Source organism: Oleiphilus sp. HI0125 (assembly GCF_001635355.1).
In genome coordinates this window covers 1-1,034 of sequence record NZ_LWGF01000164.1, presented here as the reverse complement: position 1 = coordinate 1,034, position 1,034 = coordinate 1, and the positions used below count along the sequence as shown (strand labels likewise).

General features: G+C 42.6%; 1 protein-coding gene. It reads left to right on the top strand.

From position 1 onward, the window contains the following. Positions 1-1,034, top strand: a 1,034-nt coding sequence (locus A3762_RS26905) for a cadherin-like domain-containing protein (protein ID WP_197468966.1), incomplete at both ends; no start/stop codon positions are given.

The window sequence follows — 1,034 nt, the reverse complement described above, 5'->3', positions numbered from 1 at the left end:
GTGATGGGACGTTCACGCTGACACCGGCTGCAAACTTCAATGGTGATCTCGATATTAGTTTCGATGTATTCGATGGTGAAGCGACAGTCGCAGCTAATATCGATTTGACAGTGAACCCAGTGAATGACGCCCCAACAGCCATAGATGATTATATGATTGCTGCAGGTCCGGGTGCAATTAGGCTCGATAGTGAGCTTGATTTGGGCAAAATGCAATATCAAACAGCCGATGGTAACTGGCATGATATGATCGTTGGCGTTGAATATTCAGCCGATACAGAGTTGCAGTATGTTCCAAATGATGGTGCAACAGATAATAGTATGGACGTCTTCATTGGAACATTTGATCCAGAAGATTCAACGGCAGAACCAGAGGATTGGGGATCAATCAATAATGGCGTTGCGACTTTTATTCAGGGTGATTTGACAGTCGTAACATCCATGAGCAACGGTAATGTTACAGCTTATAATTCTCAAGACACTCATATTGGTCTCGGTATTGGAGATCCCCGCCATAATGGTTTAAGTGATAAAGACGTTATGTCAGTCGAGATCTCAGGTGATGAGATCAACCATGTGACCTTCGAATTAAGCGGTCTAGGAAGTTGGTTTGATGCGAACAATAACCAGGCTACTCAGGTTGTGATCCGTGCGTATGATACACACGGCAATCTAATTGATTCACAAGGTGGTTTTCGAGAGAGTGGAAATCTAGAGGATAGTTACTCTTTCACTACAGATCAGCCCGTAGCTAAATTCGAGCTTGGTACAGTCGGCGGCCGTGGTCAATATGTAGTTAAGAACATGACGATTTCTCGTGTTTCAACCGAAGAGATAAAAGTCACGTCTATTCAGCCAGATGGCAGTGCAATTACAAATACGCATAGCTTAAATTTGACCGAGAATATGGATGATTCAGTTAATCTCACCGATGAATTAGTTGAAATCTCACCGAATATAACTGAAGTTTTGATCACCGTTGGCGAGGATAGTGTTCTAACTTTAACGCCTGAAAATCTGCTAAATAATGACTTC